The 21,764-nt window shown below is 31.7% G+C and carries 16 protein-coding genes; 2 read left to right on the top strand and 14 right to left on the bottom strand.

Annotated elements, in window-relative coordinates; all coding sequences use genetic code 11:
• Positions 1 to 235: 235 nt before the first annotated feature.
• From FHQ18_RS00465 to surE, 12 genes are all read right to left on the bottom strand, one after another.
• Positions 236 to 3,322 carry an efflux RND transporter permease subunit gene (locus FHQ18_RS00465; protein WP_149265204.1) on the bottom strand — a complete coding sequence of 1,029 codons (3,087 nt, stop codon included), beginning with the start codon at positions 3,320 to 3,322 and terminating at the stop codon, positions 236 to 238.
• Complete coding sequence (locus FHQ18_RS00470) at positions 3,315 to 4,460, bottom strand: efflux RND transporter periplasmic adaptor subunit (RefSeq protein ID WP_149265205.1); 1,146 nt, start codon at positions 4,458 to 4,460, stop codon at positions 3,315 to 3,317. Before FHQ18_RS00470 ends, FHQ18_RS00465 begins: the two co-directional genes overlap by 8 nt.
• Positions 4,457 to 5,713, bottom strand: coding sequence for a TolC family protein (locus FHQ18_RS00475; protein ID WP_149265206.1), 1,257 nt, complete (start codon positions 5,711 to 5,713; stop codon positions 4,457 to 4,459). Before FHQ18_RS00475 ends, FHQ18_RS00470 begins: the two co-directional genes overlap by 4 nt.
• 111 nt (positions 5,714 to 5,824) lie before the next feature.
• Positions 5,825 to 7,864, bottom strand: coding sequence for an EAL domain-containing protein (locus FHQ18_RS00480; RefSeq protein ID WP_149265207.1), 2,040 nt, complete (start codon positions 7,862 to 7,864; stop codon positions 5,825 to 5,827).
• The gene (locus FHQ18_RS00485; RefSeq protein ID WP_149265208.1) at positions 7,861 to 8,817 is read right to left on the bottom strand and encodes a cytochrome-c peroxidase; all 957 of its coding nucleotides are present in this window, start codon (positions 8,815 to 8,817) and stop codon (positions 7,861 to 7,863) included. The genes FHQ18_RS00480 and FHQ18_RS00485 overlap by 4 nt, the downstream gene beginning before the upstream one ends.
• Positions 8,818 to 8,851: 34 nt before the next feature.
• A complete protein-coding gene (locus FHQ18_RS00490; RefSeq protein ID WP_149265209.1) occupies positions 8,852 to 9,979 on the bottom strand; it encodes a class I SAM-dependent methyltransferase in 1,128 nt (375 codons plus the stop codon).
• 2 nt (positions 9,980 to 9,981) lie between these two features.
• Positions 9,982 to 10,653 carry a hypothetical protein gene (locus FHQ18_RS00495; RefSeq protein WP_149265210.1) on the bottom strand — a complete coding sequence of 224 codons (672 nt, stop codon included), beginning with the start codon at positions 10,651 to 10,653 and terminating at the stop codon, positions 9,982 to 9,984.
• A gap of 65 nt (positions 10,654 to 10,718) precedes the next feature.
• A complete protein-coding gene (locus tag FHQ18_RS00500) occupies positions 10,719 to 11,120 on the bottom strand; it encodes an ExbD/TolR family protein (RefSeq protein WP_149265211.1) in 402 nt (133 codons plus the stop codon).
• Between the two features lies 1 nt (position 11,121).
• On the bottom strand, positions 11,122 to 11,727 hold the full coding sequence (locus FHQ18_RS00505; RefSeq protein WP_149265212.1) for a MotA/TolQ/ExbB proton channel family protein: 606 nt from the start codon (positions 11,725 to 11,727) through the stop codon (positions 11,122 to 11,124).
• On the bottom strand, positions 11,728 to 14,352 hold the full coding sequence (locus tag FHQ18_RS00510) for a tetratricopeptide repeat protein (protein ID WP_149265213.1): 2,625 nt from the start codon (positions 14,350 to 14,352) through the stop codon (positions 11,728 to 11,730).
• On the bottom strand, positions 14,349 to 14,477 hold the full coding sequence (locus FHQ18_RS12805) for a hypothetical protein (protein WP_281285434.1): 129 nt from the start codon (positions 14,475 to 14,477) through the stop codon (positions 14,349 to 14,351). The genes FHQ18_RS00510 and FHQ18_RS12805 overlap by 4 nt, the downstream gene beginning before the upstream one ends.
• Positions 14,465 to 15,229: a 5'/3'-nucleotidase SurE gene (gene surE / locus FHQ18_RS00515; RefSeq protein WP_149265214.1), complete on the bottom strand. Its 765-nt coding sequence runs from the start codon at positions 15,227 to 15,229 to the stop codon at positions 14,465 to 14,467. The genes FHQ18_RS12805 and surE overlap by 13 nt, the downstream gene beginning before the upstream one ends.
• Before the next feature lie 135 nt (positions 15,230 to 15,364).
• Here surE and FHQ18_RS00520 point away from each other — a divergent pair, with 135 nt between their 5' ends.
• On the top strand, positions 15,365 to 16,237 hold the full coding sequence (locus tag FHQ18_RS00520; RefSeq protein WP_149265215.1) for an Mrp/NBP35 family ATP-binding protein: 873 nt from the start codon (positions 15,365 to 15,367) through the stop codon (positions 16,235 to 16,237).
• Positions 16,238 to 16,582: 345 nt separating this feature from the next.
• On the top strand, positions 16,583 to 20,017 hold the full coding sequence (locus tag FHQ18_RS00525; protein WP_149265216.1) for a pyruvate carboxylase: 3,435 nt from the start codon (positions 16,583 to 16,585) through the stop codon (positions 20,015 to 20,017).
• A gap of 213 nt (positions 20,018 to 20,230) precedes the next feature.
• On the opposite strand, the gene FHQ18_RS00530 is transcribed toward FHQ18_RS00525, so the two are convergent.
• Both FHQ18_RS00530 and FHQ18_RS00535 read right to left on the bottom strand, forming a co-directional pair.
• On the bottom strand, positions 20,231 to 20,761 hold the full coding sequence (locus FHQ18_RS00530; RefSeq protein WP_149265217.1) for a biotin transporter BioY: 531 nt from the start codon (positions 20,759 to 20,761) through the stop codon (positions 20,231 to 20,233).
• Positions 20,758 to 21,651: a patatin-like phospholipase family protein gene (locus FHQ18_RS00535; protein WP_149265218.1), complete on the bottom strand. Its 894-nt coding sequence runs from the start codon at positions 21,649 to 21,651 to the stop codon at positions 20,758 to 20,760. The genes FHQ18_RS00530 and FHQ18_RS00535 overlap by 4 nt, the downstream gene beginning before the upstream one ends.
• Positions 21,652 to 21,764 lie beyond the last annotated feature (113 nt).

Consider the following 21,764-nt stretch of genomic DNA (forward strand, 5'->3'; position numbering starts at 1 on the left):
TAAATTAAAAAATAGTCAATTAATTTTAGTATAATAAAAAAATAGCAATTGTTTTTGTTGCTTAGTGATAAAATCTTTTATCTTCTATCTTCCAGATAGCGTTATCGTAGATATTTTGAAGACAAAAAAAAGTAAAACTTAGTTTAGACATGTCAGACAATAGTAATGCAATTTTTTGTTAATAAATATGATTTTAGATAATAGTCTTTTTTCTATTCTACTCCGTTTCATCTTTTTAAAAATTAATGGTTGTTTTTTTTCTATAAATCCAAACAAAAACTATAGGTATAAATACAAGAGTTAAAAAGGTCCCAACCATAAGTCCACCTATAGCAACTGCTCCAAGAGGTGCAAGGCGTTCAAGACCTATCGCCCAACCAAGCGCAACAGGAAGCATACCTGCCGTAGTGGCAAATGCAGTCATAAGAACAGGTCTTGTCCTGATTTTGATACTTTCTAACATTGCCTCTTTGGCACTTAAACCTTTTTTCATACCTAACAGTGCAAATTCTATGAGAAGTATTGCATTGTTTACAATAATACCACTTAAAAGGATAAACCCCATCATCGCCGGCATGGAAGTATGATAACCGAGCATTAGAAGTATCCAACTTGCCCCAACAATTGTCAAAGGTATTGAAAAAATTATTAAGAGAGGTGATCGAAATGAATTGAACATTGGCACAAGAGTTAAAAAAATTAAACATATACCAAAAAACACCGCTTTTATCATCCTTTTTGCAGAATCTTTGAATTGAGCTATATCTCCAGTTTGAGTTAATTTAACATTGTCAGGTAATCTTACTCCATTAAAAGCTTTATTAAAATTTTGCATAATATGTGAAATTGCAGCTTTTTCTCTAAATCCGTAAACATCAACTGTATATTCAAGCCCTTCTCTTGTAATCTGACTAGGCTCTTTAACTTTTTCAAACTTTGCTAATGTTAATAGAGGAATTTTCCCTTTTGGGGTATCAATAAGTACAGTTTTCAATAATTCTAACATGTTATCCCTGTCACTACTCCAGATACGTACATTCATATCCCGTGAGTTTTGAACGGTTCTGGAGGCAGCAGGAATACCTTTCAAAATCATACTAATCTGATTTGTAATATCATCTGCATTTACCCCGTAAAATGCAGATTGCTGTTCGTCAATAACAAGCTTGTAAACCGTCTTGTCCAAATCCCAAGTTTTTGCCACATTGACTAGTCCTTTGGTGTTTGCAAGCACTTTTAGAAGAATATTTGAAGCCTCTTGAAGTTTCTCAAAGCTATCGCTGCTTAACATTACATCAACATTCCCTCTAATACTGGAAAGTGCTGTTGCTCCATAATCAAAAACAGTAAAATATTTTATATTTGGGATTTGTTCGATTTTTTCTCTCAACCTCTTTTCAATATCCCAAATATCTTCTTTTCTTTCAAATCTATTTACATAAGTGGCTGTAATGGAAATATGGTCTATCCCGCTTCCACTTCCAACACTAAGTACTCCAGGTTCACTACCAACACTCGCTGAAATCCGAAATACTTTTCCACTATCATAGATAGCTTTATCAACCTTTTTCAAAATTTCTTCACTTTTTTGAATGGAAAGATTGGGATCAACGGTAATATCAATTTTTACGATTCCCGTATCCATTGGAGGCATCAATTCCTGCCCAACCAGAGGCATGACCAGCCTGACACTTACAAAAAAAAGTCCTATCAGTACTACAAAATAAATAACGGTTAGCGGTTTACTTCCCATGGCTGATTTAGCTAATTTAGCAAAAAAACTTTTAGCAGAATTATTAAAGCCATCTGTTATTTTAGAAAACAGTGCTTCTGCTTTTAATACCCAGGATGATTTTATAGCCAAAAATTTTAGGCTCAAAAGTGGAACGGTTGTAATAGATATAACATAAGAAGCCGCAAGTGCTATGAGCAGAGTTGATACCAGCGGTCTGAAAATAGTCTGTGGATAATCCCCTACAAACATGATTGGAAATAATGCAGCCATAGTGGTAATAGTCCCTGAAAGATCAGCAAACATTATCTCTTTAGTACCTTCCAAGACCGCTTTATTTATTGGCTTTTTAAGCTCTTTGTAATGGCGCTCAATATTTTCCATAACCACAACAGCGTCATCAAGTAAAAGCCCCAAAGCAAGGATGATTGCTGTAAGTGTAACCACACTAAATTCAATACCAAACAGATACATCATTGCAATTGTTGCAGCATAGACAAGAGGAATTGTAAAAAGTACTACCAGGACCTGCCTGAAAGAAGCCAAAAAGAAAAATGCTACAATGGTGGACATAATAATGGCATCACGAAGCGATTCAAACATATTTGTAATACTCTGCTTAATCGTATCTTTTTGAGTATCGGTTATCTCAAAAGTGAGTCCTTGATAAGATGCTTTTATACTTTTTAATTTTTTCTCCACGTTTTCGATTGTTTTGATGACATCGGCATCAATTGAACGTTGCACTGCCAAAGCAATAGCAGGTTTACCATTTCCATAGTAAAGAGCCGTATTATCATAATGCCCATAATAAACTTTTGCCACATCTTTTAAACGGATATTTTCAGTAATAGGAAGTTGTTTAATCGCTTGCAATGTTTCCCTTTTACCTCTGGATTTAAGCAAAAATCTTCCTCGAGGTACATCAATAAAACCTATAGCATAATCCCGATCATTCTTCGATAATGCTGCTAAAACTTGATAAAGAGTTATTCCATATCTATCTACAAGAGATTTATTGACTTCTACCAATACCTCTTTTTTGTAACCACCAAATACATCTACATTTGCAACACCTTTTATCTTTATCAAAATATTCTTTATTTCATTTTCGGCTATTTCTCTGACATCTTCCAATGATACTTTATTAGAGGAAACACCAATAGTTACAACAGGAGCTGTAGCAGCAGTTATTTTATGAATCTGTGGTTCTTTAATATCTGGAGGCAACAAAGATCGTATTTTAGAAATAGCATTTGCAACATCTGAGGCAGCACTGTCTATATCTTTTTCATACTCAAATTCTGCTCTAATTACACTCACTTCATCTATAGTCGTCGAATAAACCCTACGTACCTTATCTAAAGTATACAGCTCTTCTTCCACAGGTACTGATATATTGGAAGCAATATCTTTGGCTCCAGCTCCTGGCCAAACAACTACAACAGCAATTTCAGGGCGATTTGAATCAGGGAATAACTTTCTATCGATAGAATTATACCCATATAAACCGAGAAAAACAAAAAAACCTAATAAGGAAATAATATAATAAGGTCGTTTTAATATTTTTTCGATCCAGCTGTTACTCATTGTTTACAGCCTTTGCATTTGTAATCACAAAAAGTCTGGATAATTTATCACTACTTCCAATTGCCACCGGTTTATTTATATCCGGAGACACCACTGCATATTTGTCATTTTGAGAAAGAATTTGTACTTTTGTGGGAGTAAATCTTCCACCATTATAAACAAAAAGATAAACTCCATCTTCCTTTTCAAGTAATGCATTTACAGGAACCGTACTCCCCGTAGCTTCTTTAATAACAACTCCAATTTTTATATTGCTATTTTCAGGCAATGGTAAAGTTGTATCCAGATCAATGTAAGCAACCGCCAAAAATTTAAATGCAACAGGTAAAACTTTTGTTATCTCAGCCTGCTTACCTAAAAGATAGGCTTTCTTCCCTTTTTTTATTTTTCCAAGCATATTTTGAGAAAACGAAAACTCTACTCTTTTTTTCATACCATACAATGTCAAAATCTGTTTGCCAGGTACGGCCAAATCCCCCTCTCTCAATACAACTCTGCCCACAACTCCATCTATAGGGGATTTGATGGATGTATATTTCAACTGATTTTCCTTAGACAAAAGCTGTGCTTTTAAGGACTTTAATTCCTCTTTTTTCGCTTCTATACTTTTTTGAGTTGATTTCAATTTAGCAAGCTTCAATTCCATCGCCACACGTGAAAAATCGAGCTTCTCTTTGGAAAGTGCATCTACTTTATAAAGTTCCTTATTTCTTTCATAAGCATCTCTGGCATATAAAAAATCACTTTCAAGAGCCTTTAAATTTACTTTTAAAGATTCTATTGACTGGATTAAAGCTCTTATTGCAGCTTTTTGTGCATTTATAGATTCTACAATCTCTTTATCATCAATTTTGACAAGAAGTTGTCCTTTTTTAACCTTTTCTCCATCCACCACATATAATTTTTTAATAAATCCACTTACTTTTGAAGCAATTACAGGATGCTGGATGGAATAATAATTTCCCAAAAATTGCCTTATCTCCTCAATATGCATATTTTTAGGATGAACAGTTTCCACAGTAATCGTTTTAGCTGGAGGAGGCTGTAGAGATGCCAACTGCTGCTTTCTTTTCTTGATAAGAAATACACCACCTGCAACAATCAAAATAATAATAATCAGAGAAAGAATTTTTTTCATTTTTCACCCGCCAACAAATAATTAAGATAAGCTTTCTGTATCCTAAGATTATACAACGCATCAATATAATTACTTTTTGCATCCTGATATTTTGCATAAGCGAATAAAAGGTCATACATATTTGAAGCACCCTTTTCATATTTGATTTTTTCTGCTTCTTTGACTTTTGATAAAAATTCCAGTTGCCGTTTAACAGATTTCACTTTTTCAACTGCTGTAGCAATTTTATTTTGTGCATCAATTATAAAGCTTTTAAGTTCTAATTCTGTTTTTTTAAGCTGAAGTATGGCATTCATATGAGAGATTTTCGCTTTTTGTAGTTGAGATTTTCTGCTACCAAAATCAAATAATAACCAATTTACAGTAATTCCTGCTTGCCATAATTCTTCTTTTTCACCTTTTGCATAATTGTTTCCATAATAAGCACTAAACCCAATCTTAGGATAATAGAGAGATTTTGACTTCTTTAATGCCTTTTTCGATTTTCTAACTTCAATCTCAGAAAGTTTGTATTTATAAGTATCTTTTACATCTATAAAATTATTAATTTTCTCATCATCGTTCACAGGGGCAACATCTTCTATCTCATCAACACCAATCAATGCAGCAAGCATTGCTTTCAAAGAGTCAATGGAGTTTTTAATATTCTCCATATTAAATGAAGCATTTTCAAGATCGGCAGCGACTTTTAAAAGATCGATTTTTGCTTTTTTCCCAAGAGCCACTTCTTTCGCAACATTGTCATATAAGATTTTTAATGCTTTATAATAAGTCAAAGCTGCTTCCTTTTGACTTTCCATAGCCAAAATCTTAAAATAAAGAGATTTCACATTAAAAATTAACTGCTCTTTTGTAATATTAAGTTTTATTTTAGACGTATTCTCACTCAAATCGGCAATTTTTACTGCTGTTATATCTGCAAAACCATTAAAAAGAAGTACATCATAAACTATCCCTGCACTAGTTATATCTTTACTCGTAATTACATCAGGACTTATAGGAGGTACAATAGGCGCTAAAGTACGAGGTAAATTATATCTGGTATAACTTCCTAAGGCACTGATTTTCCCATAATTTATGGCTTTTTTTGCTTTTTTTTCCTCTTTTGCTTCAAGAAGTCTTTGTTTTTGTATCAGAAATTCAGGACTATTTTTCAGGGCAATCTCTATCGCTTCATCCAAAGTAATTGCATACAAAGGAACTATCACGACAGCAGTAAAAAGAAAAAAAATTAATAGAAAATTTTTAAACATTTAAGCCACCATTTCTTTTTTATAATTATAACATATGATTTGTTAAAAAAATTGATTGGAATCAATTTTTGAGCATTTGTTAAAAAGATGATTATAAAATTCAGTGAAGAATTAATAGCAGCTAGCAAGAGGTTTACCTATAAAAAAGCCTTGTGAATAATCTATTCCCAATTCTATCACCTTCTTATGTACTTCTTCATTGTGCACATATTCAGCTACCGTTTTGATATTAAGTTTTTTCGCAAAACTCACAATAGTTCTAACAACAAGTTCTGAGTTTTCATCAATATGTATATTTTTAATTAAAGAACCATCAATTTTAATATAGTCCACATTTAATTGTAACAAGTATGAAAAGTTTGAATACCCACTACCAAAATCATCAATAGCAATACTTGCTCCATACTGCTTAACATCTTTTATAAATTCTGAAACAATATCAAAGTTTTCAATACCTTCACTCTCCAAAATTTCAAACGTCACCTTTTTAGCAATCTCAGGATATTTTTTCAATTTATCAATAATGAATGATTTTGTAGAAAAATCTATGATATCATCCACTGAAATGTTCACAGAAAATTCACACGGTTTATCTTTAAAATAACTAAATGCTTTTTCTACTACACGTTTGGTAAGCTCACCATATAATTTGCCCTTTTTTGCCACTTCCAAGAAAATACCAGGTGAAATCATTTCTCCTTTTTCATCAAACATCCTTACAAGACATTCATATTTGCTGATAACCCCAGTTTTATTATCCACAATAGGCTGATAATATGGAACAATTTTATCAGATTCCAAGGCTATTTTCAAAGCCTTCAGAATTTTCATATTAATCTCGACATCTTTTTCAAAGTTCAATACTTCTTTGTAAACAGCATATTTCAATCTACTATCTCGTTTTACATATTTCAAAGCAATATCAGCCTTTTCCAATAACGGTTCTTCCATAGAAATACCGATTGAAACTGATACAGAAATATCCCATTGATCGATTTTAAATTCATTATTTTCTATTTTATTAACAAGATAATTCGCAAATTTCTCAGGATTATCAACATTTTCCTTTCTGACTAAAACTCCAAAATCATCAGATCCAAGACGGTAAACTTTTGCTCTGCAATAATCCTTTACCAACTCTTTCAGCTTTTTCCCAAAAACTTTTAAAAATTCATCACCTATTCTAACTCCATAAAAGTTGTTAATATGCTTAAAATCGTCAATATTAACAATAAACAGCATGTGATGTTTGCTGTAATCTAATTCATGAATAAGACGGTTTCTATTGTAAAGCCCCGTGAGATGATCGATAGTGGCAGCTTTTTTAAGCCGCACAATATAATATACAATAAAACTAATTGCCATTATTATACCAGCTGAAAACAAGATTGCTAATAATAGGAGCTTCTTAAAAGTATATTGATTTTCTTTTTGGTAAACAGTCTTCATCTGTTTTAATAAACTTAATGATCGTGTATCAGTTAATCTATTCAAAAGCATTACATAAGACGGATAATATTTACTAAAAACTTCAAGATGTCTTAATATCTTATCATGTATCAATTTATCGAGTTCACTATCAGGCTCATGACTCTTTATGAACTTTATATTTTCTTCCAAAATATCCAACATCTCCAAATCCAAATTGTTCCTTATCAACAACAAGGTTGAAACTATGTTAGTAAACATCTGAAGGTAATGATACCCATTTACCTGGCTTGACTCAGTATGCTTCAAAATCAAGGTGGGAATATATACTAAAGAATTTTTAATGGTAGAATTATATCTTATAAATTTATGTAAATCTTTATTTTTTTTTATCAACAACTCTTCATAAGCACTCACAAGCTCTTTACTTTTTTTATAATAATTAGATTCTGGCTGATTTAAATCATCAAATAACTCGTCAGCATGTTTTAGAAGTCTGTCATAAACATCTATAACTTCATCATAATTATAATAGAGCAAAAAGCTGCACTCTAAAATTTTTCTGTTCAGTTCATTTTCCAACCTACCAAGCATCTCAACATGACTCACAATGCTAAGATATTTTCTATAATCACTTTCACTATTAATAATCAAATAACCTGAAAATAATGCCAATAAACTCCCAAAAATAATAATTAAATAAATACTAAGATTTCGCTTCATTTTTCCTTATTCTCTTTTATTATATCAGGCAATTCACCCGTTAAAGTCTTCAAAAACATTAGAATCTTTTTCATTTCTTCCTTATTAAGTTCTAGTCCTAAGTTATGCAAAGCCATTTTTTCCACAGCCTCTTTTAAAGTTTTCGCACTACCATCATGAAAATATGGATATGTAATCTCAATATTTCTCAAAGTAGGAACTTTAAACACATTTTTATCTTCAGGATCTTTTGTTATTTGATACAAATCAGGAACTTTCTCACTCCATTTATGAGGGAAAATAATCCCGATTTTTTGATAAGAATTTCCACCAAGATTCACTCCATTGTGACAAGTGATACACCCCAAACTTTTAAAAAGACTAAATCCATCCTTCTCATCCTCTGTCAATTCGATTTCACCTCTTAAGTATTTATCAAACTTACAGTTTGGAGTAATCAATGCCTTTTCAAATTCTGCAATAGCATCAATCACATAACTGAACTTTATTTCATTTATACCATAAACTTTATAAAATAACTCTCTGTATTTAGAAGATTTATTTAATCTATCTTCAACCTCTTTTTCTGTCATATCCATTTCTGAAAAACCTTTAATAGCCATAGCCGCTTGCTCTTTTAAATCCTTTGCGCTACCATTCCAGTTTTGTCTAAAATTAAATATGGCATTATATACGGTAGGACTATTAATCGAATGCACCCTGTTAAAAACACCTATAGAAAACTTTCTGTGGTCAGTACCTCCTGAATATAAATCATGACATGATGCACATGAAATCTTTTTATCCTTTGATAGCATCTTCTCATAAAATAACTTCTTACCAAGCAATGCCTTAGCTTCATTATATTCAATCTTTTGAGGAATAGGTGTAATCAGTCTAGCGGCACATAAATTGAAACTTAAAAACACCAATGATAAAACAAAAAAAATAATCCTCAAATTACATTCTTTCATAACTAAATAATCACCTCAAATAGCTCAAAACCTATCATTCTGCATACATTTCACTAAGCTGTTCAAAAATATCGTAAGGTTTTTTATTATACAAAAAGGTATCTGGGATATACACACCCTTACTCTGAATTAATACATTGAAATTTGTACCAAATCCACCTTCAGGAATGATTAATGATTTTATTCTGGTTCTATGAAGATCCGTTTTCGCATTTCTAATTTCATCAAGAATACCACTCTGTAATAAAAACACCCATTGTGGCTCAAAATTTACCACATTCAATCCGGATTCCTTGCCATATTCCATCAAAGCGGAAAAGTCCACAAATGCCGTAATATCCTGATAACCTATTCTTTCAAAGAAATCATTATTTTGTGTATGTTTAAAATAACATGTTACAGTTCCATCCATTCTAAACGGAGCATAAAGATTTTTAGCATCAAAACCATAATCAATGGTTACAACTATTCCTTTATTAATTTTTTCTCCAACATCCTTAATCCATTTGACAGCATCAAGATTTATATCTGCAATCTGCTTATCAACAAGCTTAACCCCTAATTTTCCAATATACTCTTTTAAATTAACTGTGGAAAATTCATCAGGGTAAAACTGCAGCTTTTCATCATGATAGATCACATACAGCTCTTTTAAATCTCCATTAATATTTATAATGCGATGTACAGGGAATGCGTCTACCAACTCATTGGAAAAAAATACTCCTTCAAAATCGTTCAACCCATCAAAGGAAATCCATTCTACTTTATCAATATGCTCTTTTAACAATTCTTTTTGTCTATCAATTAAATATTTGCTCTTTTCAATAATTATATACTTCACTTCACTGTAAAATTTATTGGACTCGGCTTTATAATAATTTAATATATCATTTGCAAGCATACCACTACCAGCTCCCATCTCACATAGTATAGGAGCCAGATTTAGCTCTTTGATAGTTTCTTCAAACCCTTTTGCAAGAGTCCTACCAAAAGATTCAGATGCATCTACTGAAGTGTAAAAACTACCCTGCATCCCAAAAGGGTTTTCTTTCTGATAATATCCATATTCTGGATGATAAAGTGCAATTTCCATAAACTCCGCAAAAGTTATTTTCCCCTTTTCTTTCACCAATTGAATTACAAATTCTTTTAATACGTCCATAATCATCTCACCCTAAAAAATAGTGTTATTTCCACAAAATCTGGCTTATTATAATCAACCGCATCAAATCGCAACCCCTTTACAAAATCTATAGCAATTTTTTCCACATTACTACTACTACGAGTTAAAAGATTTATGTCAAAAGGCCTTCCATATCTATCCACTTTAAAACTTAAAGTAATTTTTGTCCCTCTTTCAAGGGAAAAGCTGGGTTTTGGTGGTTCATAAACAATTTTACGCTTGAGATTAGTAATGCTTTTTATTTCATAAAAGTCGTTTTTAGCAAAACTCTGCTGTTCATTTATAAGAGCCTTATCATTATTTGTCTTTTCTATCTCACTTTTTACCCTTTCAAGCTCACTTAAAACAGGTTTTTCATCCTGCTTTTCAATGTGTCTATTTTCCAAAATTTGCATATTGTTTAAATCAGGTATTAATACTTTTTCCTCCGTAGTCATAGTAGGTACTTCTACCACTTCTTTATTACCGCTATCACTTTTATTAAATTTTTTCCTTAACTTTTCTTTTAAATTTTCGATTTTTTTGTTACTAAAGAGAGGTTTCTCTTTTTCTTTTGTCTTGTCTTTTTCCTTTTTTATTGATTGCTTTAAAATTTCTATTTTCACAGTCTTCGGTTTGATATTTTTAAAGTCAAGATTATACTCTGGAATCATTTTCAAGAGCAATATATGCAAAACAATCGATAGAACAAAAAATAGACTTAATCTAGGATAGTTTATCATTCTTCTTCTACTGCGATGGTAAACCTGTCAAATCCGGCTTTTTTACATTGATCCATCACAAAAACCACAGTACCGTGTTTTGCATTCTTATCAGCTTGAAGTATAATGGGTATATTGGGATTCTTCTCTTTCAAGTCCTTCATTACCCTGTAAAGTGCAAATTTCGGAACTTTCTTTTTGCCTACAAAAATCTGATTATTGCTATCCACCACAACCACAATATTTTTATTTACCGTTTGTTCATCCCCTTTTGCTTTTGGTAAATCTACCTTCAAGGCGTTTGTATAAATAAAGGTTGTTGATACCATAAAAAATATCAGTAACAAAAAAACCACATCTATCAACGGGGTTAGATTAATCTCCAACCCTCTATCATTTCTTTTGTTCGAAAATTTCATTTTAACCCTCTTTAAAAATTAGGTTAATTATTTTAGCAGTAGCTTTTTCAAGCTCAATAGTTAACTTTTCAGACCTATGCCTAATAATATGATAAAATATAACTGTAGGGATAGCCACTGATAAGCCAGCTGCAGTTGTCAAAAGAGCTTCAGATATACCTCCAGCAAGAGCCTGTGCATTACCAACACCTTGCTCAGATATCACAATAAAAGTTTTTATCATCCCCAAAACCGTTCCTAATAAACCAAGTAAAGGGGCAATATTCCCAATTGTTTGTAGTGTTGGTAAAAATCTATCCAATTTTGTAGCCTGAAATCTTCCCACATCTTCTGCAAGCTCCATAAGCCTTGTTACCGGTAAATCAAGATTACTCAGTATTTCTCTTGCAATTTCACTTATTGGGCTCTTTTGCAATTCGCACAAATTCTTAGCATCTTCAAAATCTTTTTTCTCAAGATAAACAGAAAGTTTTTCTAAAAATGTATCTGGAACAAAATTACTCTTTCTAAGCGTAAACAACCTTTCAAGAAAAACAGCAAGTGATATCACAGATAAAGCAATGATGGGATACATCAAAATTCCACCCTTTTGAATAACCTCAAACATTTATCCCTCCAGTTTTTTTAATATTTTTTCAATTTTTTCTGCTTCATTCTTTTTATTTAACAATTCATAACACTTCTTAGCTTCAACCAAACTTCTTTTAACATAATCACTATCCTTAAATAAATAATATACTTTTAGAAAATGTTTTAAAGCATACATATACTCTTTTTTCTCAAATAAATATTTCCCTTTAAAATATAAACCTGCCGGAATAAATTTCTCATCCCCACTATTTAACAACTCTTCAACATATTGGTATACTTCATCAGAAAAATTACTCTGAAAATTCAAATACCTCTCAATACCTGCCAAATAAATTTCCATGTTTTTATCTTTAAAATAAAGAGCGTAATTCAAAACTTCTGAACTATTATCAGAAATAAAAATCAATTCCTTTTTACTTAAAAATTCATATCCGCTTTTTTCTTGTACCAGTTCTTTAAATAAAGGATATGCTTTTTTGACATCAATATTTTTAGTACACTCTGCTTTTAAAAACAAAGCTTCATAATCCTTAGAAATTGCAAGTGCAGCATTGGCATCGTAGATACACTCTTGATACATTTTATTTGATTTATAAAAATTTCCTCTCAAAATATATGCGTCTTTTTTATACTTTGATTTTGGAAAATTTTTAAAAAAGTAATTAATGAGCTTCATGTAACTTTCTTTATCCTGGTTTTCATAAGCAATTTTTGTAAGCTGCAATATCACAAAATCTTTATTTTTAAATGACAACTTGGATGTAATTTCAAAAATATTATTTATAAAATTTTTTTCATTCTTTTCTTTCTTAATAGAAATCAAACCAAATATAGTATCAAAAAGATATTTCTTCTTATCTAAAAGCTCTTGAAAATGTTTTTCAGCCTCATCATATCTTTTAAGAGAATACAGTGCTTTTGCCTTTATAAGTGTCAGATAATCATCTTCTAACCCACTCTTATTTATAAAGTAAAGAGTATCATTGTAATCTCCAGCTAAAAATAAATATTTTACCCCTTCTTTTATAAATTTTTCATCATTTTTATACTTTTTCATAATATTGATAGCATTTTTAATTTTATCATTTTTAAATGATAAAAGCATTTTTAAATAATCTACTTCCTTGGAAACATTACTTACTTTTTGTAATTCATTGTAAGCTTCATCATAAATTTTCAAATTGTAATAAGCTGCGGCTCTTAAAAAATAAACCCTGTCACTCTTAATCCCTTCAGTAATTCCCAATACTTCCTTAAATTTGCCCTTTTTGAAAAAAACTTCCCCTTTTATCCTTTTACACAGGTTTGACGAACAATCAGCCACAATCAAAAAGGCATCATCCACTCTATCATTTAAAAGTCTGATTTGAGCAACAACAAATCTTGCTACATCAACCTTTGCTTCATCGAACGAGTTATTTATATAATCAATTAACAATTTCTCAGCCATCTCAGGACTGTCATATACCTCTGCAATACCTCTATAAAACAGAGCTTCTTTATACAACTTATCATTAAAAATTATTTTATTTAAATAATATGATGTCTTTTCATATTCTCTATTTTCTAAATAATAAATACCTAGATAGAAATTTTTATAATCATTTAACTTGTTATCATAAAAATCTAAACTTTTTAAAATCTCTACATTTATTTCAGGAAACCATTTTGAAATATAAAAAAGCATTAATGATAATTTGTCTATATCTTTAAAATTAGAAAACAATTTTTTATCAACTACATCATCTAATATTTTCAATTTGGCAAAGAAATAACGTTTTGTGTACTCATCACCAATTTTATTTATTTCATCCTGAATACCAGATAACTCATTTAAAGAAATTTTAGCATCCACCACAAAAGGTAAAACAACATCTGATACATCTTGAATAGATATAATTTTTTCAAAATCGCCCTTAAAATAAAGAGACAGCACATAAAAATCTTTTATAAAAGAATAGGTTAACTGTTTTTCAGAAATAAATTTTAGGATTTCATCATACTTCTTGTTTTGTTTCAAAATAGAAAGGTAAACATATGTAGAATAAGGTGTTTTATAATCAATACTTTGATAAATATTTATCAATTTTTTATTATCAATCCCATACAAAACGTCAAAATAAAAATCAAGAGCCGAATCTCTGAAAATATTTTCGCTATAAATTATCTTATTTAATTTTTCAAATGCTTCACTTTTGAAGTTTGCTTTGAAAAGGGAAACGGCATAAATAAAATCCACTTCATCTTTAATTTCTTCGTCCTTTAACTTTTCATAATACTTTTTGTAGTTCTCAATTACATTGATGTAATCCCCTTTTAAAAAATTTTTTAAAAGATAATTTCTATAAGCTTTCTCTCCCACAAAAATTGCTGACAGTGCTGTACCAAATTTTGATGAATATATATTTCCAGGCTCTTTAGCTTTGAATTCTTTTTTTTCAGGTTCCTCAATTTTTATCTTTGCAGACTGTAAATAGCTATTAAACTGAGATACATCTGAAAAATTAATCTCTATACTGGTAAAAGAAGGTTTAACGTCAAAAGAAGATACTTCTTTCCCTACAAAAGAAAAATTAGGAACCTCAACGGCAGCAAAAGATACAGTCGTAAAAAATAATAAAATAAATAGTAATCTTTTCATTGATTTTGAGTATTTGTCTGCTCAGGTGATGTAGGTGTAGAATTTGAACATCCTTCACAACCAACAAATACTGTCAATGAGATAGCAAATAAAATCAGAAAAATAATAAATTTTATTCTTCCCATTCTTGAACCTCCATTTTCACCTTATTAAAAAAATTATAATTTGTCATATCATATTTTAATGGTGTAACACTTATATAACCATTATTTATCGCCTTATCATCACTTTCATCAACAGATTCAACTTCAATTTTCTCCCCTGTCAACCAGTAATATGTATTACCTCTTGGATCAACCCTTTTTTCAAAAGTATCAAGATATTTTGTCCTACCCTGTACAGTAAATTTCCAGCCTTTAATCTCCTCACGCTTCAGTGGTGGAACATTTATATTGAATAGAAGATTTTCTCCTACATCAAGTTCATGTAAATATTTTGCAAAAAATTTTCCAAACTGCGCCGCCACAGAAAAATCACTATATTCCACAGAAGCAAGACTTATTGCAAAAGATTTAACTCCCATCATGGCACCTTCTGTGGCTGCTGAAATGGTACCTGAATAAATCACATTTGAAGATAAATTTGCCCCATGGTTAATACCTGAAACTACCAGGTCAGGTTTTGTTGTCAAAATATCATCAAATGCAAGCTTAACACAATCTGCTGGTGTCCCTTTTACACCATATCCAAAAAATTTGTTTTTTCTCGTAACTTCATAGATCCTCAAAGGATCAGATATGGTTATAGCATGCCCCACAGCACTCTGCTCTGTGATAGGTGCAACAACTACAACTTCAGCTATTTCAGTAAGCTTCTCATAAAGAGCATAAATTCCTTTTGAATATATACCATCATCATTTGTTAATAAAATCTTCATATTAAACTCCTTAAATCTTTTTACATCATTTTTAAGACACTTTCAACCATCCCTTTTTATATTTTATTTTTATTGAAAATTTCATATTTCTAACTATATTAGCATTTGTTTATAAACACAAAAAGGAGGTTTTAAATGTCTTCATGCAATTCAAACAGCTCATGTAGCAGTTGTTCATCTCAAAACAGTTGCGATGTTTCTGAAAAAGAAAAACATACAAAAGAGCTTTTAAAACAAAGACTTTCAAAAATCAAATGTACATTAATGGTAATGAGTGGCAAAGGTGGTGTGGGTAAATCAACTGTAAGTACAAATCTCGCTGCAATGCTTAATATGCTAGGGCACAAAGTAGGTATCCTTGATGCGGATATACATGGACCAAATATCCCAAAAATGTTAGGAATAAACGAAAAAGGTGTATTATCATCCGCTGAAGGAATCATCCCCTTTGAACCTATTGAAAATCTAAAAACTATGTCTGTAGCATTCCTTTTAAAGAGTGATGATGATGCTGTCATATGGAGAGCACCTTTAAAACACAGCTTAATAGAGCAATTTATCAGTGATGTAAATTGGGGTGAACTGGATTTCTTGATAATTGACTTGCCTCCTGGTACGGGTGATGAACCATTAAGCGTTGCTCATGTCATTGAAAACGTTGATGGTAGTATCATCGTTACTACTCCTCAGGAAGTTGCCCTACTAGATTCAAGAAAATCTGTAACTTTCAGTAGAAAATTAAACATACCAGTTATTGGAATTGTTGAAAACATGAGTGGATTTGTTTGTCCAAATTGTGGTGAAAGAATAGATCTATTTAAAGTAGGTGGTGGTGAAAAAGCAGCAAAAGAGTTAGATGTTGACTTCTTAGGGAGAATCCCTATTGATCCACTCGTTGTAGCACATGGAGATGAAGGAAAACCTTATATTCTCAGCCATCCAACATCTGAAGTATCAAAAGCATATAAAGAAATAGCTGAAAAAGTAATTTCAAAAACAATCAAATAAAACAATCTTATTAGGTAGGGTGCTTGAAAACACCCTACCCTATCTTTCACAAACATTACAAAATCATATAACAAATATCGTTAAATTTATAGCTTACACTGCTATCTTATACTATTTTTGCGTCATATTAAATTATTATCATAGATATTCTCTATCGATTTTTAAGCTAATAAAAATTATAATAAACTTTGTTTAATTTTATCATACTGTCGATATTGATTTGCAATATTAAATCTATCAAAAGCGCTTAACTTATATAATCTAGCTCATAATAGCTTGATTTTAAAATATTTATTGACAATTCTATTTTTCTATAGTAAACACCGACGACAATGGGAGGATGTAATGAGAATAAGAAAAATACTTGCAGCTAACAGAGGCGAAATAGCCATAAGGATATTTAGAGCTGCAACTGAACTTGGGATTAGAACTGTAGCAATCTATTCTGAAGAGGACAAATATTCACTTCACAAATACAAAGCTGATGAAGCATATCTCATTGGCAAAGGTCTTGATCCAGTCTCAGCATATCTGAACGCAGATGAAATTATTGATTTATGTATAAAAAAAAATATTGATGCAATCCATCCTGGATATGGATTCCTTGCCGAATCATACGAATTTGCTGATAAATGCAACAAAGCAGGTATAATTTTTATAGGCCCATCACCAGAGACAATTAAAATTTTTGGAGATAAAAAAATCGCAAAAGATCTTGCAAAAGAATGTGGTGTCCCAGTTATTGAAGGCTCTGATAAAATAAAGTCTCTCAAAGATGCAAAACAAGTTGCAAAAATCATTGGGTACCCTTTAATGATTAAAGCCACTGCAGGAGGCGGTGGAAGAGGTATAAGAATTGTTAGAAGCGAAACAGAGCTTGAAGAAAATTTTTATTCTGCAAAATCTGAGGCTTTAAAATCTTTTGCAAATGATGATATTATTCTTGAAAAATATATCGAAAAACCTAAGCATCTTGAAATCCAGTTACTTGCTGATAAGTTTGGAAATATTGTTCATCTTTTTGAGAGAGATTGTTCCATACAACGAAGGCATCAAAAACTTATAGAAATAGCCCCCTCGTTAAATGTTCCAGAAAAAGTATTAAAACAAATCTATGAAGCAGCCGTAGAAATTGGAAAAAAATCACATCTTATAAGTGCAGCAACAGTAGAATTTCTGTTAGACAATGAAAACAACTTCTACTTTCTTGAGGTAAACCCCAGAATACAGGTAGAGCACACAATTACTGAAATGATTACGGGTATCGATATTGTTCAATCTCAAATATATATAGCTGCGGGCAAAAAGCTTTCTAACAAAGAAATAAACATACAAGATCAGTCATCCATCATAAAACATGGTTACGCTATTCAATGTAGAGTTACTACAGAGGATCCTGAAAACAACTTTTTACCTGATACTGGGGTATTAGAGGCCTACAGATCCGCCTCAGGGTTTGGTATCAGATTAGACGTAGGGAATGCTTACACAAATGCAAAAATCACTCCATATTATGACTCATTGTTAGTAAAGGTTTCTTCTTGGGCTTTATCTTTTGAACAGGCTGCCAAGAAAATGCACAGAGCACTAAGTGAGTTTAGAGTTCGCGGCGTTAAAACAAATATTCAATTTCTTGAGAATGTCATAACACATCCAAAATTCTTAAAAGGTGATTTTGATACTACATTTGTGGACAAAACAAAAGAACTTTTTGTGTTTAAAAAAAGGAAAGATAGGGCTACGAAAGCATTAAAATTTCTGGGCAATAATATTGTAAATAACCCATCAAATGCAAAAATAAGTGAAAATACAGTTCTTCCAGAAATAAAACCACCCGTAGTTAAATATGGAGAAAAAATTCCTGCAGGCACAAGAGATATTCTTCTCAGAAAAGGGGTCAAAGGCATTCTAAATTATATTCAGCAGAGTAGAGAAGCCCTTTTTACCGATACCACATTTCGTGATGCTCATCAGTCCCTTTTAGCTACAAGGCTACGTACCTACGATATGCTTCAAATTGCAGATGCCTATGCTCATCATATGCATCAACTGTTTTCTTTGGAGATGTGGGGAGGAGCTACATTTGATGTAGCGTTCAGGTTTTTAAAAGAATCTCCATGGGAAAGATTACGACTTTTGAGGGAAAAAATACCTAACATACTATTTCAAATGCTGCTCAGAGCATCAAATGCCGTAGGATATACAAACTATCCTGATAACGTTGTCAAAAAATTTATACATCTATCAGCTAAAAATGGTATTGATATTTTCAGAATTTTTGACTGTTTTAACTGGACAGAACAAATTATACCTATAATTGAAGAAGTCAAAAAAAACGAAAAAATTGCAGAAGCTGCTATCTGTTATACAGGTGATATTTTAGATGAAAAAAAGGATAAATATACTTTAAAGTATTACGTTGATCTTGCAAAAGAGCTTGCTGAGGCCGGCACAGATATTCTGACAATTAAAGATATGGCTGGCCTTGTAAAACCTTATGCAGCAAAAAAACTTGTAAAAGCAATCAAAGAAGAAACAGGTTTACCGATTCATTTTCATACACACGACACAAGTGGAAATGGTGAAGCAACCATACTGATGGCAATAGAATCTGGTGCAGATATTGTAGATTGCGCCATCAGTTCAATGAGTGGTCTCACAAGTCAACCAAATTTAAATTCAATCATTGCAGCTTTGGAACACACAGATAAAAAATCTTCCATTGATAAAAAATGGGCACAAAAAATATCTGATTATTTTGAACGTGTGCGCAGGTACTATTTCCCCTTTGAAAGTGGTTTAAAAGCTGCCACTGCAGAAGTTTATGAACATGAAATACCAGGAGGACAATATTCTAATCTTATGGTTCAGCTTGAAGCTATGGGGTTACTAGATAGGTGGGAAGAAGTGCGAAAAATGTATAAAGAGGTTAACGACGCTCTCGGTGACATAATTAAAGTCACCCCATCTTCAAAAGTTGTAGGGGACCTTGCCCTGTTTTTGGTAAGGAACAACCTTACAATAAATGATTTATATGAAAAAGGCGATACCCTATCCTTCCCTGATTCAGTGGTAAGTTTTTTCAAAGGCTATCTTGGACAACCTTATGGTGGATTCAATGAAAAGCTTCAAAAAATCGTATTAAAAGATGAGAAACCTATTACTGTTAGACCAGGTGAACTTTTAGAACCTTTCGATTTTGAAAAAACAAAAGAAGAGTTGCAAAACAAATTTAAAAAACACCACTTCACAGAAGAAGATTTAATCTCTTATGCATTATATCCAAAGGTTTTTGAAGAGTATCTGAAATTTACTGAAGAATATGGAGATGGTTCTGTATTTGATACAAGATCATTTTTCTACCCACTCAATCCAAACGATGAAATAAGTGTGGATATCGAGGAAGGTAAGACACTTATAATCAAATATTTAGGTATCAGTGATGTAGACGAAAAGGGGTATAGACGACTTTTATTTGAATTAAATGGACAACCAAGAACTGTCACTGTGAAAGATGAAAAGATAACAGACATTATCAAATCAAATGAAAAAGGTGATTTAACAAATCCAAAACACGTGTGTGCTACAATGCCCAGTAAAATTGTAAAAATATTTGTAAAAGAAGGGGATTCTGTAAAAAAAGGTGATCTTCTTGTAATCACAGAAGCAATGAAAATTGAGACTAAAATCAATGCAAACTGTGATGGAACAGTGGAGGCAATCCTCCTGCACGAAGGGGATAAAATAGAAGCTGGCGATTTAATTCTGAAGCTGTCCTGATTTTATCGGGACAGCTCCCCCTATTAACAGTGATAAGTGATGCGTAACACGTAATGCATAACACGTGATGCGTGATGCGTAATGCGTAATGCGTAATGAGTGATGCTAAAGTATTATTAATCACAACTAACAATAACTAACCCGTAACTAACTACTTAATAACAAAAAACTACCTAATAACTATAAATAACTACTTAATAACCATAATATAAATCAACTATTAATAATATTTTTTAATTTAGTTGCAATTACTGACGCAATAACAAGTTTTATGACATCAAATGGCAAAGGCAATAACATTCCAATATACAACACTTTATTAAAGCCGATAGCTTTGTGCTGAATAAAATTTAAATTTATATACAAGTAGCTTACTCCAAGCCCATAGATAACCACAAGCCCAAATGCACCACCTAACAAATAAAAAGCAAACTTTTTAAATTTTGCAAAATAACCAGTAGGAATTGCAGATAGGACAAATCCTACCAAATATCCAAACGTAGGTTGCAATACATAAGCAATACCACCACCATGGGCAAAAATAGGTAACCCTACAAGCCCTAAAATAAGATAAGCCACAAAACCAATCAACGATGCTCGCAAACCAAATACCATCGGTGCCAATAAAACCACAAATGGCTGAAGAGTTAATGGTACAGGAGATATTGGAATCTTAATAAAAGCACTCACGGCAAGCAATGCGCAAATAAGACCAGAATAAGCCAACCTTTTCTCCTTGTTCATAACTCCCCCGTTTCTATTATTTTTCGAACTAATGACTTTCCCTCCTGATAACCAATATTAATTATTTCTTTTGCTTTGGTAAAATCCGTTAATTTATAATTATCAAGATCAGGCTTAACCTTTACACATTCTACATCATCCATCACATATTCTGCTACTGATTCCTGCAAAATAGCAATACTTTGCACTAATATCTCGAATATATTAGGATATTTTACTGTCCCATTACCACTGCTTAATTTTAAAATATCTTTAATAAATTTGTTTATAGACAAAGGAAAACCAACATTATTTTCATTTTCAATATTATCATTTTTATAATATCTGCTTACAAGTTCCTCTTTCTCTGCAAAAGGTCCCACATGAACTGCAATTTTTATATCACAATCATCAGGCAACCTATTTACAGGTACAGGATTTTTCAATCCTCCATCAACTAAAAACATACCATCTAAATATGCAGGGATGAATACACCAGGGAAAGAGATACTTGCCCTTAACGCTTTTATGAGTGAACCCGACTTAAAAATCACTTCATTACCTGTAATAAGTTCGGTGGCAACACAACAAAATTTCACATCAAGATTTTCTATTTGCACATCACCTACAAACTCATAAATAAAATTCTCAATCTTTTTACCATCGACAAGACCAGATTTTGTTATCTTCAAATCAAAAAATTCTGTAAAAATCTTCCAATCCAGTTCATAAATCATCTTTTCTAAATGTGCTATATCATAACCTGCAGAATACAACCCACCAATCAACGCACCCATACTTGAACCGCTAATGGCATAAATAGGAATTTCTGCTTCATCAAAAGCTTTTAATATTCCAATGTGAGCAAGCCCCCTCGCTGCACCACTACCAAGACTTAATCCAATTTTCATACACACCTCTAAATATTAAAGAAAATACATAAATCTTACCGAATTACAAGAAAATTATGAAGAAGTTATAATTTCCCTTATTACCAATTAGATACTTTCTCTAACATTTATCA

The sequence above is a fragment of the Deferribacter autotrophicus genome (genome assembly GCF_008362905.1).
Lineage (GTDB): Bacteria > Chrysiogenota > Deferribacteres > Deferribacterales > Deferribacteraceae > Deferribacter > Deferribacter autotrophicus.